Raw genomic sequence first — 12975 nt, 5'->3', positions numbered from 1 at the left:
TAACCCCACCCGGATACCGGCACGCCATCCCCACGATGGCGATGGCCTCTCCCGCGCGCTGCTCGTTCTCCCGCAGCCGTCGGCGGGCCTCCCGCAGGTCGGCGGTCGCGCGCTTGAGGTACTGGAGGAGCTTCTCCTCGTTGTCCACCGGTTCTCCAGGCAGTTCGTGTCGTTCAGGCGGCGTCGGTCCGGGAGCCCCGGTGCCGTTCGGTGAGCTCTTCCAGGGCGGGGACGAGGTCGTGCGGGCTCGGGGCGGCCAGCATTTCCTTCTGGATGCGCTCCGCTCCCGCCGCGAACGACGGGTCGTCGATGAGCCGGCCCAGCCGCTCGACGAGGGTGTCGGCGTCGGCGACCAGGCCGGCGCCCTGCTCGGCCCACTGCCGCATCACGACCCCCTCGCCCCAGATGTTGCCGGGAATGCTCAGCTGGGGAACGCCGTGCACGGCGGCGACGCCGACCGTGCCCATGCCGCCGTAGTGGACGATCGCCGCGCACGTCGGCAGGAGGGCGTTCAGGGGCAGATAGTCGAAGATCCGCACGTTCTCCGGGATGCTGGTGCCCGGCGGCACCTGGTCGGCGCTGAGGGTGGCCACGACCTCGACGTCCAGGCCCGCGAGCTGCTCCAGCACCGTGGCGAAGGGGAACGCGTTGCCGGCCCGCTGCTCGACGCCGGACGCCCTGCGGGTCATGCCGAGCGTCAGACAGACGCGCGGACGCCTCGGCTTGCGACGCAGCCAGGCGGGAATGGTGGCGGGACCGTTGAACGGGACGTGCCGCATCGGCAGGTGCCCGTTCGGCAGGGGAACGCGCAGGAAGGACGGCAGCGGGTCGATGGTGGCCTGCCCGACCACCATTTCCTGGTCGAACTCGGCGCCGTAGGGCGCGAGTTTGCCCCCGAGGTAGTCGGCCAGCGGGTCGTCGCCCGGTGCGGCGGACTGCCCGGGCGCGGGGGCCGGCAGCAGGGAGTGCATCCTGGCCCAGTGGTCGGGGGCGGCGAGGATGCGGGCGTGTGCCGCGCCGACGGCCCGCGCGAGGACCGGCCCGGCGTAGTGGTGCGCGTCCCAGACGACCAGGTCCGGCTTCCAGGCCCGGGCGAACTCCACCAGGTCGTCGAGCATGGACTGGTTGGACAGGTACTCGCACATCCTGGACGTGTAGGTGGCGAGTGTTCCCCGTACGTATGCGGGAGTGAGCACCTCGGGGCGGGTCTCCGCCATGTCGTAGCCGAATCCGAAAGGCGTTCCCGATCCGGCCGGGGCGCCGGGGGCGGCCGGAAGGTCGCGGGGGGCGGCGAGTTCCTCGCCGACGGGCACCGTGGTGATTCCGGTGCTCTTCGCGGTCTCCAGGAAATTGGGGTGGGTGGCCACGCACACCTCGTGCCCCGCGGTGCGAAGCGCCCAGGCGATCGGCACCAGATTGTAGAGATGTGAATGCACGGCATGAGTGGTGAGAAGGACGCGCATAAATCCTCTTCCAACGGGACAAGGCGAGGGGACGGTGATGGCCACGTTATCCCGCCGCCACAACGGCATCACACCCTTATTTACGTGGCGGAGTTCCGCTGCCGGGCCTTCACGTTAGGGGCTGGTAGGGGCGGTGCCTGCGGTACCAGTCGACGGTCGCCTCGAGCCCTTCGCGGAGGGTGCGCGGGCGGAAGTCGATGAGTTCGTCGAGCCTTCCGAGATCGAGATTGCGGCTCGGCCGGCCACCCGATTTGTCACGGAGGAATGTGATGCGCTCGGGCTGTCCCAGTGCGGCGCACACGTACTGTGCGAGCTGGAGGACGGAGACGGTTTCCGCGGTTCCGACGTTGATGGTGTGGTACTTGTCGTTGCCGACGGTCTGCAGGATGGCGCGGACCAGATCGGTGACGTACATGTAGGTCCTGGTCTGGCTGCCGTCTCCCCAGATCTCGATGTCCTGTCCCGAGACGGCCTTGGCGAACATGCTGGGGACGACGCGGGTGGTGTCGACCTCGAAGTTGTCCCGGGGACCGTAGACGCTGGTGAGCCTGGGCAGGTAGATGTTCATGCCGTACTCGTTGCGGTAGGTCTCCGCGAGCACTTCCGTGTACGTCTTGGACAGGTAGTAGCCGTCCGGGTGGTAGTGCATCTGCCGGTGGAAGTCGTCGTCCTCGCGGATGGGGTCCGTGGTCGGCGACAGGTACACGTCGCTGGAGCTGAGGATGACGACTTCGGGGACGCTGTGCCGTCGTGCCAGCCGCAGCGTGTTGGAGACCGTGCGCATGTTGGTGTCCAGGATCTGCGCCGAGTGCTCGCGGCGGAAGTCCCAGGTACCGGAGACCACCGCGCAGTGGAAGACGGCGTCCACCTGCGGGAGTGCGTCGAAGACGGCGCCGAGCGCGTGCTCGTCGAGCGCGTCGCACTGCACCGGGCGGAGCCGTTCGGTGCGGGGGAGCTGAGGCAGGACACCCCGGTTGTCACGGCGGTAGAGGCAGGTCACGTCGGCGCCGGCAGCGAGCAGTTCTTCGACGAAGTGCGATCCGATGAACCCGGTGCCACCGGTGACGACGGCTGTCTTCCCGGACCACTTTCCTGATGACACGCTGTTTACTCCCTCGCAGGCGCTGGGGACCGAGGCCCTAGTCGCGGTGATGGGCGGTCAGTTCTTCCAGCTCCGCCACGAGGTCGTGCGGGCTGGGGGTGGCGAGTAGCTCCTCACGGATGAGGGCGGCGTTCTCCTGGAACGACGGCTCGCCGAGGAGCCGGTTGATCTGGTTCTTGAGCATGTGGGCGTCGAGCTGGTTGCGCAGGCCGTCGCCGGAAAGGCGTTCGTAGTCGAGGAGGAGGCCCGCGCCGCGGTCCGCCAGCCGTTCGCCGAAGCGGACCTCGTCCCAGTAGCGGCCGGGCGCGATGATCTGGGGGACGCCGTGGGCGAGGGCGTTGCCGAGGGTGCCGAAGCCGCCGTGGTGCACGATGGCGGAGCAGCTGGGCAGCAGGTCGTTCAGGGGCACGAAGTCCGTGACGCGCACGTTGTCGGGGAGGGTGTCGAGTTCGGCGAGCTGGCCGGCGTCGAGGGTGGCCACGAGTTCGATGTCGAGTTCCGCCAGCGCCTGGAGCATCTGCGCCGTGGAGAACAGGTCGCCGCCGAGGACTTCGCGTGCCGTCATGCCGAGGGTCAGGCAGACCCGGGGGCGTTTGGGTGGCTCGTGCACCCAGTCGGGCACGGCGGTGGGCCCGTTGAACGGCAGGTACCGGACCGGGGTGAACGGCAGGTCCAGGGGGAACTGCATCCATGGCGGCGTGGGGTCGATGGTCCACTGACCGGTCATCATCTCGGTGGCCAGTGTGTCGTCCCAGGGGCAGCCGAAGCGGGCGAGGCGGCCGGCCTGCCAGTCGCCGACCGGATCGTCCCGGCGTTCCGGAGGCTGCGCGGCGAGCTGCGTGGCGTAGTCGCCGTACATCCTGCCGATGTAGTCGATCCCGAACAGCATGCGGGCGTGGGCGGCGCCGCAGGCGCGGGCCGCCACCGGACCGGCGAACGTCATGGCGTCCCAGATGACGAGGTCGGGGCGCCAGTGGCGGGCGAACTCGACGAGGTCGTCGAGCATCGGCCGGCCGCCGGTGGCGTGCTCGTAGTGCATGGAGCAGGCGATGGTGAAGGTGCCGAGGACGTAGTCCCAGGTCAGTTCCTCGGGCCGGGTCTCGGTGACGCCCGCGTTGAGGTCGCGCCACGAGGAGCCGCTGGTGACGTGGTCGTCGCCGCCGGCGCCGGAGCGCAGGCGGAGGTCGACCTCCTCGCCGACGGCGACGGCGGGCAGGCCCGTGCGCGTGATGGCGTCCACGATCTCGGGCTGGCTCGCGACGCACACCTCGTGCCCGGCGGCGCGCAGCGCCCAGGCCATCGGGACCACGTTGTAGAAGTGTGTCTTCGCGCCGTACACCGCGAACAGGACGCGCATGGCGGCTCCTCCCCCTGTCGTGCCACGGCCGCTGGTCCGGTCACAGCGGCCGGCCGATGCCTCCGGCTCCTACGCCCCGGCGGGCACGTTGGTGGTGCCGATCGGCGCGTCCCAGTCGATGCGGTGGTCGTAGAGCCAGCGCATCTCCTCCTGCCCCTTCTCGGCGCCGCGCTGGCTGAACGCGATGCGGGCGAACACGTCCCGGCCGATCCTGCGGGCCTTGCTGCCGGTCATCAGGGCCTGGCCGCACTGCTTGCCGAAGGCGACGATGCGTTCGACGCGTTCGCGGCGGATGTCCTCGTAGACGGCCAGGGCCCGGGGGATGTCGGGGATGTCGCGCAGGCACTTGCCGAGGACGACGGCGTCCTCGATGGCCATGGAGACGCCCTGCCCGGCGGACGGCGAGACGGCGTGGCAGGCGTCGCCGATGACGACCATCCGGTCGTTGCGCCACTTGGGCAGGGAGGGAATGTCCTGGATGGGACGGGGCGGCCAGATGGCCTCGGTGGCGTTGATGAGGTCGACGGCGGAGTTGTCGTCGCCGGAGAACAGGCGGATGAGTTCGGCGCGCCACTCCTCGGGGGTGATGGCGGCCAGGTCCTTCGGGTCGGGCTCCTCGGGGCGGGTGATCGACGCGTACCACCACACGCGGCCCTCGGGGTCGGGGATGTGGCAGAAGAAGCCGCGCTTGCCGAGGTACATGAACTCGGTCCCGGGGTCGCTGGGGACGTCGACGCCGGTGGCGTAGCCGCCCGTGGTCCACAGGCCGCCGTAGCGGTAACGGATCCCGGAGGGGTCGATGACCTTGCGGGTGACGGAGTGCAGGCCGTCGGCGCCCACGAGGACGTCGCCGGTGGCCTCGGTGCCGTCGGCGAAGCGCGCGACGACCCCCTTCTCGGTGAGCGAGGCGTCGACGAGCCGCTTGCCGAAGTGGGTTTCGATGCCGCGGTCGATGGCCGCGTCGCGCAGCGTCGTGTACAGGTCGGAGCGGGTGATGGCACGGGCGGCGGTGCCGTCGGGCAGCGGGGAGCCGTTGCGCACCTGGCACAGCTCCTTGCCGTTGCCGAGGTGGAAGCGGTAGCGGGGGATGTCGAAGCCGCGGGCGAGGTGGCCGACGCCGAGGGTGAGCAGAGCGCTGTATCCGTTGACGGCGAGGACGAGGTTCTGCCCGATGCCGTCGGCGTCCCTGTCGTACGCCTCGTAGACGACCGGTTCGAGCCCGGCCCGCTGCAGGGCGATGGCGCTGGCGGGTCCCGCGACGCCACCACCGATGATCAAAGCTTTAGCCATCAGGCCTTCCCGTCATCCGGTCACGTGAATGGGGGTACGCACTCCCACCAGGTACGGGCACACCCTCACACGCCGCCCGGGCCCCTTCAGCCCCTATCCACCCCTTTTCGCCGCAGGTGGGCCGGTGACCTGCAGTACCGGGCGGCAGGGGTGGCCCACTGGTGCCGGGAACGGCTAGGAACGACACAGACCGTGTCCACCGGGGTGTGACGGAAGGGAGCTCCACAGCCATGACGAGGCATCAGGTCGATCCGAGGCTGCTGGACGACAGCGAACTGACGCGGCATCTGCTGGCGGCTCGCGGTACGCAGTGGATGCGGGGCAACCGCGGTGATCCGTACGCCTTGATCCTGCGCGCGCAGGGCATCGATCCGCACGCCCTGTACCGGGGGATGCGGGGGCGGCCGGCGCTGCGGCAGAGCGAGTCCGACACGTGGGTGACGGCGTCGTACACGGCGGGTGCCGAGGTGCTGGAGGACGAACGGCTGACGCTGCGCGATCCGAAGGCGCGGCGCCGCCGGAAGGTCTTCGGCATCGACGCGGGTTCCAGCCTGAAGCACGTGCTGCAGCTCGACGACGACGTGCTGGCCAGGCCCCCGGCGTTCTACGCAGAGCTGTCGGCGGCGGTCGCGCCCGTGCTCGGGAGTGCGGCGCTGGAGCGGCACCGCGGCGCCGTCGACGGGGTGTTCGAGCGGACGCTGGGGTCGCTGGGGGGTTCGTTCGATCTGATGGAGGACTTCGCTCGGCCCGGTACGGTCGCCGCGGTCGCGGAGCTGCTGGGGCTCTCCGAGGCCGAGCGCGCGGAGGTGGCCGGGCTGTGCCCGGGGGCCGGCACGGCGCTCGACGCCCTGCTGTGCCCGCCGACCCTGGGGATGACCAGGAGGCTCGTGGAGTCCTTCGACGGGTTGCGGAAGGTGGTCGACACGCTGGTGGCGGCGCGGTCCGCGGCGCCCGGTGACGACCCGGTGAGCCGGCTGCTGCGCGAGGCCCCGGATCCGGGCGGGGCGGCGGCCGACGCGACCGTGGCGCTGATGCTCACCCTGGTGGTGGGCGTGGAGACCACGGCGAATCTGGTCTGCGACGCGGTGCTGGCGCTGCTGGCCGACCCCGGTCAGCTGGCGCTGGTACGGGAGGACCCCGGGCTGGTGGCGGGCGCCGTCGAGGAGACGCTGCGGTTCCAGCCGCCGGTCCGTCTGGAGAGCCGCATCGTGAGCGAGGAGGTGCAGATCGCGGGCCAGAGGCTCGACAAGGGGCACCAGGTGGTGGTCCTCGTCGACGCGGCGGGCCGTGATCCGGAGGTGTACCCGGAGCCGGAGCGGTTCCTTGTCGACCGGGCGCCCGGCGTGCCCCCGCTGTCGCTGCACGGGCGCTCCCCGGCGGGCTTCACGGCGCCCGTGGTGCGGTTCGTGGCCGGGGCGGCGCTCGGGAGGCTCGTCGCCGACCGGGTCGGCACCCTGGGCCTGGCCGGTGACGTGGTGCGCCGGATGCGGTCGCCCGTCGTGCAGGGCGTCGCCCGCTGCCCGGTGGCGGCCACGCAGGCGGGCTGACGCCCTGTCAGGCCGACAGTTCCCGGGCGATGTCCATGACGTACTGGCCGTAGCCGGAGTTGCCGAGGGCCTCGCCGAGGCGGTGGCACTGGTCGGCGTCGATGAAGCCCTTGCGCAGGGCGATCTCTTCGAGGCAGGCGATGCGCACTCCTTGCCTCTCCTCCAGGGTCCGCACGTACAGGGACGCCTGGAGCAGCGACTCGGGCGTGCCGGTGTCCAGCCAGGCGAACCCGCGGCCGAGGTCGACCATGGTGGCCCGGTCGCGCTCCAGGTAGACCCGGTTGACGTCGGTGATCTCCAGCTCACCGCGCGGGGAGGGGCGGACGTTCTTCGCGATGTCGATCACGTCGTTGTCGTAGAGGTACAGGCCGGTGATGGCGCGGTTCGACCGGGGCCGGAGGGGTTTCTCCTCGATGGAGACCAGCCGGCCGAGGGCGTCCGTCTCGCCGACCCCGTAGCGCTCGGGGTCCTTGACGCCGTACCCGAAGAGGACGCAGCCCTGGACGTCCTTGGTGTGCTCGTCGAGGAGGTTCTGGAAGCCGGGTCCGTGGAAGATGTTGTCGCCGAGGACGAGGGCGACCGAGTCGTCGCCGATGTGATCGGCGCCGATGACGAAGGCGTCCGCCAGGCCGGTCGGCCGCGGCTGCTCCGCGTATTCGATGGACAGGCCCAGATGCGATCCGTCGCCGAGCAGGCGCTGGAACTGGGTGATGTCCTCCGGCCTCGCGATGATCAGTACTTCTTTGATGCCACCGAACATGAGCACCGAGATGGGGTAATAAATCATCGGCTTTTCGCCGACCGGCAGGAGATGTTTTGTCACGGCGATGGTTACCGGATTGAGCCGGCTACCCGTACCGCCGGCAAGGATTATTCCCTTCATGGGCGCAAGCTAGCGATATCATCGCATTCCCCGCAAGACGAATACCGTTGGTCTGGGGTGGCCCCAACCGGTGTGGGGCGGCTAGGGGTTGTGAGTTCCTGGCGGGCTGGCCAGACTTGGGCCGGTTCGCACCGCCCCATTATGCAGAATCGGGAGTATCTGTGACCACGCTCGTCTGGGATTATCTGGCGGAATACGAGGAAGAGCGCGACGATATCCTCGACGCAGTGGACCATGTCTTCCGGTCCGGCAGGCTCGTGCTCGGAAACAGCGTGCGGAGCTTCGAGGAGGAGTTCGCGGCGTATCACGGCGTCGCCCACGGCGTCGGCGTCGACAACGGCACCAACGCGGTCAAGCTCGGCCTCCAGGCCCTGGGCGTCGGCCCCGGCGACGAGGTCATCACCGTCTCGAACACCGCGGCACCGACGGTCGTGGCCATCGAGGGCACCGGCGCGAAGCCGGTCTTCGTCGACGTGCGCGCCGAGGACTACCTCATGGACACCGCCCAGGTCGAGGCGGCCGTCACCGACCGGACCCGGTGCCTGCTGCCGGTGCACCTGTACGGGCAGTGCGTGGACATGGAACCGCTGCGGGAGATCGCCGGCCGGCACGGTCTGGCCGTTCTGGAGGACTGCGCCCAGGCCCACGGGGCCACCCACCACGGCCGGTCCGCCGGCAGCATGAGCGACGCGGCGGCGTTCTCCTTCTACCCGACCAAGGTGCTCGGCGCCTACGGCGACGGCGGCGCCGTCATCACCTCCGGCGCCGAGACCGCCGACGCCCTGCGCCAGCTTCGCTACTACGGCATGGCGGAGCGCTACTACGTCGTCCGCTCCCCCGGTCACAACAGCCGCCTGGACGAGGTGCAGGCGGAGATCCTCCGCCGCAAGCTGCGCCGGCTCGACCAGTACGTGCAGGGGCGCCGTGCGGTCGCCGAGCGGTACGCCGAGGGCCTCGGCGACACGGAGCTGGTCCTGCCCCGCACGACGCCCGGCAACGAGCACGTGTACTACGTGTACGTGGTCCGCCACCCGCGCCGCGACGCCGTCATCGAAGCCCTGAAGTCGTACGACATCATGCTCAACATCAGCTACCCGTGGCCGGTCCACACCATGAGCGGCTACGCGCACCTCGGTTATGCCGAAGGGTCGCTGCCCGTCACCGAGTCCCTGGCCGGCGAGATCTTCTCCCTGCCGATGTACCCGTCCCTGTCGCCGGACGTACAGGACAAGGTGATCGACGCGCTGCGCGAGGTCCTGCGCACCGTCTGACCGCAGGCCGCCCGACAGCAGACGAGGAGCCCTCGATGACGGAACACCCCGCCGCTCCGGCGGCGGTGCCGGGGCGGATCGGCCGGTCCGTCGACGCCCGCGACAGCCGGGTCGCACCGCTGGACACCTTCCACCCGTGGTTCAAGGAGTGCGCCGAGCGCGCCTACACGGACGTGCGGCCCATTCCCCTGGACGAGCTGGCCGGCTGGACCACGGACCCGGTCACCGGGAACCTCGCCCATGTCAGCGGCGGCTTCTTCCGGGTCGAGGGGCTCGACGTGACGGTCCCCGACGGGCCGGTGCCGCACTGGACCCAGCCCATCATCAACCAGCCGGAGATCGGCATCCTCGGCATCCTGGCGAAGGAGTTCGAGGGCGTACTGCACTTCCTGATGCAGGCCAAGGTGGAACCGGGGAACGTCAACGGGCTCCAGCTCTCCCCCACCGTGCAGGCGACCCGCAGCAACTACTCACGCGTCCACCGGGGCCGCCCGGTGCCCTACCTGGACTACTTCAGGGAACCCGGGCGGCACCGCGTCATCACCGACGTCCGCCAGTCCGAGCAGGGCTCGTGGTTCTACCGCAAGCGCAACCGGAACATGATCGTCGAGGTCACGGAGGACGTCGAACTCCTCGACGGCTTCCGGTGGCTCACCCTCGGTCAGATCCACCAGTTGCTCGCCCTGGACGACATCGTCAACATGGACGCCCGCACCGTCCTGTCCTGCCTGCCCTTCTCCGGCCCCACGCACCGGCCGGCGCCGGGGCCCGAGGACGACTCCTTCACCGCCGCACTGCTGCGCTCGTGCCACGGCGTCGGCGGCGCGCTGCACCCGGACGACCACATCCTGAACTGGGTCACCGAGGTGCGCACCCGCTCCGAGGTGCTCACGCGCCCGCTGCCGCTGAACGCCCTGGAGCAGTGGCGGCGCGGCGAGTACGCCATCACCCACGACAGCGGCCAGTTCTTCGAGCTGATCGCCGTGGACGTGCGGGCCGGCGGCAGGGAGGTCGGCGGCTGGACCCAGCCGATGATCAAACCGCGCGACGGCGGCGTCGTCGCCTTCCTGGTGAAGTCCATCGGCGGAGTGCTGCACGTCCTGATGCACGCCCTGGTCGAGCCCGGCTACCTGGACGTCGCGGAGCTGTCCCCGACCGTGCAGTGCACCCCCCGCAACTTCGATCACCTGCCCGACGCGGCGCGCCCGATGTTCCTGGACGAGGCCCTCGGCGCGCCCGCCGACCGCATCCGGTTCGACGCCGTGCTCTCCGAGGAGGGCGGGCGCTTCTACCACGCGCGCAACCGGTACCTCGTCGTGGAAACCGACATCGACGCCGGCTTCAGCCACCCCGACTTCCGCTGGATGACGGTGCGGCAACTGGTCGACCTCCTGCGGCACAGCCACTACGTCAACATTCAGGCGCGCAGTCTGGTGGCCTGCCTGCACAGCCTCACCGGGCAGCCTCCGGTTGTCTGAACCCACCACGACCACTCGACCTTCGGAGTTGTCCGCGCCCATGTCACAGTGCCGGATATGCAGCAGCACGGTCCGCGAGTTCCTCGACTTCGGCAGCCATCCCCTGTCCTCCGCGTTCGTCAGTCCCGACGCGACCGGTGAAGAGTTCCGCTACCGGCTCGCCGTCGGCGCCTGCACGTCCTGCGGCATGGTGCAGCTCACCGAGGACGTCCCCCGGGAGCGGCTGTTCCACAAGGGTTACCCGTACCACTCGGCCGGCTCCACGGTGATGCACGCGCACTTCGAGGAGACGGGCCGCGGGTTCCTCGCGCGGGAACTGGGCGGCCCCGACCCGTTCTTCGTGGAGATCGGCTGCAACGACGGCGTCACCCTGCGCACCGTCGCCGACGCGGGGGTGCGCCATCTCGCCTTCGAGCCGACGGGGGTCGCCGGGGGCCGGGTGCACAGCGCCTTCTTCGACGCGGAGTCGGCCGCCGAGGTGCGGGCCGCCGAGGGACCGGCGCAGGTGGTGTACTCCGCCAACACCCTGTGCGACATCCCCGGTCTCGGCGCCGTCTTCGAGGGCGCCGACATCCTGCTGGCGCCCGACGGGGTGTTCGTCTTCGAGGACCCGTACCTGGGCGAGATCCTGGCCCGGACCAGCTTCGACCAGATCTACGACGAGCACGTCTTCTTCTTCACCGCCCGCTCGGTGGCCTCCATGGCGGCGTGCTTCGGCTTCCAGCTCGTCGACGTCGAGCGGCTGCCGGTGCACGGCGGCCAGATCCGCTACACCCTCGCACGGGCGGGCCGGCGCACGCCCACGGCGGCCGTCGCCGAACTGCTGGCCGAGGAGGCGGCCCGCGGCATCGGGGAGGCGGCCGGCCTCGACCGGTTCGGCGCGGCCGTGCACACCGTCCGCCGGGACCTGGTCGCCCTGCTGCGGGACCTGACGGCGCAGGGCCACCGGATCGCCGGCTACGGCGCCACGGCCAAGAGTTCCACCGTGACGAACTTCTGCGGCATCGGCCCCGACCTCGTGCCCTACGTCTGCGACACGACTCCGTCGAAGCAGGGAAAGCTGACACCCGGCATGCACATCCCGGTACGCCCGGACACCGCGTTCCGCGACCCCTACCCGGACTACGCACTGCTGTTCGCCTGGAACCACGCCGAGGAGATCATGGCCAAGGAACAGGCCTTCCGCGACGCCGGAGGGCGCTGGATCCTCTACGTGCCCGAGGTCCACATCGTCTGAGGCGTGCCCCGTCCGAGCCGTGCCGCTGGGGCACGCACCATGCCGTGGAGAGTTCCATGCGGGTCCTGTTCACCGTGTTCGCAGTCAAGACGCACATGTACAACCTGGTGCCGCTGGCCTGGGCGCTGCGGGCGGCCGGCCACGAGGTGTGCGTGGCGAGTCACCCCGACCTCGCCGAGGCGATCACGCGTACCGGCCTGACCGCCGTGCCCGTCGGCGATCCGCTCTCCATGGGGGGCGCGGGCAAGGGGCCCACCACCCAGACGTTCCAGGGCGTCAGCGGCAGCATGGTCGAGGACCCGTCCGACGACCCGAGCTGGGAGCGGGTCCTGGGCACCTTCACGGTCGCCTGCTCGGTGCAGTACGAGTACCTGGCGGGCCTCCAGGTCATGGACGACCTGGTGGAGTTCGCCCAGGCGTGGCAGCCCGACCTGGTGGTCTGGGACGCGCTCACCTTCACCGGCGCGGTCGCGGCCCGGGCCTGCGGGGCCGCCCACGCCCGGATGCTGTTCGGGATGGACTACGTGGCCCGGATGTACGGCCGCTACACCGAACTCCTCGCCGCCCAGCCGCCCGAGCGGCGGGAGGACCCCGTCACGGAGTGGACGGCGGGCCGGCTCGCCCGGTACGGGGTGAAGTCCGGGCCCGAGGACACGCTGGAGATGCTGACCGGCCAGTGGACGATCGACCCGACGCCGTCGTGGATGCAGTTCCGCCTGCCGCTGCCGTACCTTCCGGTGCGGCTGGTCCCGTTCAACGGGCCCACCACCGCGCCGGACTGGGTGCGCGAGCCGGCGGCCCGGCCCCGGGTGTGCCTGTCCCTCGGCATGTCCGGGCGGGACCAGCTGGGCGGCGACCTGCTGTCCATCGGGGACCTGCTCGACGCGCTCGCCGACTTCGACATCGAGCTGGTCGCCACCCTCGACAGCAGACAGCTCGCCGGTACGTCGGCGCTGCCGGACAACGTCCGGCCCGTCGACTTCGTGCCGCTCAACGACCTGCTGCCGACCTGCGCGGCCGCCATCCACCACGGCGGCTTCGGCACCGTCGGCAGCGTCCTCACCCACGGCGTGCCCAGCATCACCATCCCGGCGCCCTGGTGGGACGAGACCGACCTCGGCCGCCGCATCGCGGCACGCGGCGCCGGGTTCCTCATGGACCCGCACCGGCCGGATCTCGACGCGCTCCGCGACCACCTGCGGCGCCTCCTCGACGACCCGTCCTTCACCGCCCGGGCAGCCGACGTCCGCGCGGACCTGCTCGCCACGCCGAGCCCCCACGACCTCGTACCGGAGCTGGAGCGACGGGCCCGTTCGTACCGCACCCGCCAGGGGGACCGGTGACGTC

Annotated in this window: 11 protein-coding genes; 5 read left to right on the top strand and 6 right to left on the bottom strand. The window is 70.6% G+C overall.

The features are described from left to right. The 5 genes from Sdi02f_RS36905 to Sdi02f_RS29870 all read right to left on the bottom strand — a co-directional run. A partial coding sequence (locus Sdi02f_RS36905) for a polyketide synthase docking domain-containing protein (protein ID WP_174843413.1) occupies nucleotides 1-148 on the bottom strand: 148 nt, incomplete at its 3' end. Nucleotides 149-173: 25 nt separating this feature from the next. After that, nucleotides 174-1463, bottom strand: a complete 1290-nt coding sequence (locus tag Sdi02f_RS29885; protein ID WP_030402455.1) for an activator-dependent family glycosyltransferase — start codon at nucleotides 1461-1463, stop codon at nucleotides 174-176. A gap of 109 nt (nucleotides 1464-1572) precedes the next feature. Further along, complete coding sequence (locus tag Sdi02f_RS29880) at nucleotides 1573-2565, bottom strand: NAD-dependent epimerase/dehydratase family protein (RefSeq protein ID WP_030402456.1); 993 nt, start codon at nucleotides 2563-2565, stop codon at nucleotides 1573-1575. Nucleotides 2566-2602: 37 nt separating this feature from the next. Further along, on the bottom strand, nucleotides 2603-3922 hold the full coding sequence (locus Sdi02f_RS29875) for an activator-dependent family glycosyltransferase (RefSeq protein WP_030402457.1): 1320 nt from the start codon (nucleotides 3920-3922) through the stop codon (nucleotides 2603-2605). 69 nt (nucleotides 3923-3991) lie between these two features. Further along, entirely contained in the window at nucleotides 3992-5212 is a 1221-nt protein-coding gene (locus tag Sdi02f_RS29870; RefSeq protein WP_031087382.1) for an FAD-dependent oxidoreductase, read from the bottom strand. Nucleotides 5213-5442: 230 nt separating this feature from the next. Here Sdi02f_RS29870 and Sdi02f_RS29865 point away from each other — a divergent pair, with 230 nt between their 5' ends. Beyond that, nucleotides 5443-6759, top strand: coding sequence for a cytochrome P450 family protein (locus tag Sdi02f_RS29865; RefSeq protein WP_108934348.1), 1317 nt, complete (start codon nucleotides 5443-5445; stop codon nucleotides 6757-6759). Between the two features lie 7 nt (nucleotides 6760-6766). Here the strand turns inward: Sdi02f_RS29865 and rfbA are convergent, their stop codons facing one another. Next, complete coding sequence (gene rfbA / locus Sdi02f_RS29860) at nucleotides 6767-7642, bottom strand: glucose-1-phosphate thymidylyltransferase RfbA (protein WP_030402460.1); 876 nt, start codon at nucleotides 7640-7642, stop codon at nucleotides 6767-6769. Between the two features lie 161 nt (nucleotides 7643-7803). Here rfbA and Sdi02f_RS29855 point away from each other — a divergent pair, with 161 nt between their 5' ends. From Sdi02f_RS29855 to Sdi02f_RS29840, 4 genes are read left to right on the top strand one after another with little or no spacing between them, the layout of a single operon-like run. Then, a complete protein-coding gene (locus Sdi02f_RS29855) occupies nucleotides 7804-8913 on the top strand; it encodes a DegT/DnrJ/EryC1/StrS family aminotransferase (RefSeq protein WP_030402461.1) in 1110 nt (369 codons plus the stop codon). A 35-nt stretch (nucleotides 8914-8948) separates the two neighbouring features. After that, nucleotides 8949-10391, top strand: a complete 1443-nt coding sequence (locus tag Sdi02f_RS29850) for an NDP-hexose 2,3-dehydratase family protein (RefSeq protein WP_053638043.1) — start codon at nucleotides 8949-8951, stop codon at nucleotides 10389-10391. 40 nt (nucleotides 10392-10431) lie between these two features. Continuing rightward, complete coding sequence (locus Sdi02f_RS29845) at nucleotides 10432-11628, top strand: class I SAM-dependent methyltransferase (protein ID WP_108934347.1); 1197 nt, start codon at nucleotides 10432-10434, stop codon at nucleotides 11626-11628. A 56-nt stretch (nucleotides 11629-11684) separates the two neighbouring features. Continuing rightward, complete coding sequence (locus Sdi02f_RS29840; protein WP_030402464.1) at nucleotides 11685-12971, top strand: activator-dependent family glycosyltransferase; 1287 nt, start codon at nucleotides 11685-11687, stop codon at nucleotides 12969-12971. The last annotated feature ends 4 nt before the right edge of the window (nucleotides 12972-12975 follow it).

Source organism: Streptomyces ardesiacus, assembly GCF_003112575.1.
Classification (GTDB): Bacteria; Actinomycetota; Actinomycetes; order Streptomycetales; family Streptomycetaceae; genus Streptomyces; species Streptomyces ardesiacus.
Note: the sequence above shows the minus strand (reverse complement) of the source record. Positions and strands in the feature narration are given on the sequence as shown.

Excerpts from the sequence above, each read along its gene's own strand:
- Sdi02f_RS29865 (WP_108934348.1), top strand. The coding sequence starts at position 5,443 with ATGACGAGGCATCAGGTCGATCCGAGGCTGCTGGACGACAGCGAACTG.
- Sdi02f_RS29840 (WP_030402464.1), top strand. The coding sequence starts at position 11,685 with ATGCGGGTCCTGTTCACCGTGTTCGCAGTCAAGACGCACATGTACAAC.
- Sdi02f_RS29845 (WP_108934347.1), top strand. The coding sequence starts at position 10,432 with ATGTCACAGTGCCGGATATGCAGCAGCACGGTCCGCGAGTTCCTCGAC.
- Sdi02f_RS29875 (WP_030402457.1), bottom strand. The coding sequence starts at position 3,922 with ATGCGCGTCCTGTTCGCGGTGTACGGCGCGAAGACACACTTCTACAAC.
- rfbA (WP_030402460.1), bottom strand. The coding sequence starts at position 7,642 with ATGAAGGGAATAATCCTTGCCGGCGGTACGGGTAGCCGGCTCAATCCG.
- Sdi02f_RS29885 (WP_030402455.1), bottom strand. The coding sequence starts at position 1,463 with ATGCGCGTCCTTCTCACCACTCATGCCGTGCATTCACATCTCTACAAT.
- Sdi02f_RS29850 (WP_053638043.1), top strand. The coding sequence starts at position 8,949 with ATGACGGAACACCCCGCCGCTCCGGCGGCGGTGCCGGGGCGGATCGGC.
- Sdi02f_RS29870 (WP_031087382.1), bottom strand. The coding sequence starts at position 5,212 with ATGGCTAAAGCTTTGATCATCGGTGGTGGCGTCGCGGGACCCGCCAGC.